Source organism: Pelomicrobium sp. G1, assembly GCF_051905455.1.
Taxonomy (GTDB): Bacteria; Pseudomonadota; Gammaproteobacteria; order Burkholderiales; family UBA6910; genus Pelomicrobium.
Genome location: NZ_JBQACR010000331.1, coordinates 1 through 277, shown reverse-complemented (window position 1 = coordinate 277; position 277 = coordinate 1). Strand labels below are relative to the sequence as shown.

The 277-nt window shown below is 75.5% G+C and carries 1 protein-coding gene; it reads left to right on the top strand.

All coding sequences use genetic code 11. The features are described 5' to 3' along the window. Positions 1-96 precede the first annotated feature (96 nt). The coding region (locus ACTFO6_RS18725; RefSeq protein WP_439935867.1) for a hypothetical protein at positions 97-277 on the top strand (181 nt) is incomplete at its 3' end.

The window sequence follows — 277 nt, the reverse complement described above, 5'->3', positions numbered from 1 at the left end:
ACCGTGGGGCGCGTAGAGCGGGGCGAAACGCACCGGGCAGCGCCGGTGGACGGTGCGCCAAGGCGCCCCCTGCCCGCTGACGTCCGGCGGGATGACGTGAGCGTCGTGCCCGTCAAGGCCGGGGACGGGGCGCTGCGGCTGGCCCAGGCCGAAGCCCAGGACGCGGGGGATGCCGGCGCGCCGCTGCCCAGCAGCCGGGAGGAGCTTTTCGGGCTCGCCCCGGGGAAAGAGGAAGCTTCCCCCACGGTCAAGTGGGGCGGCTTCCTCGACTCCACCC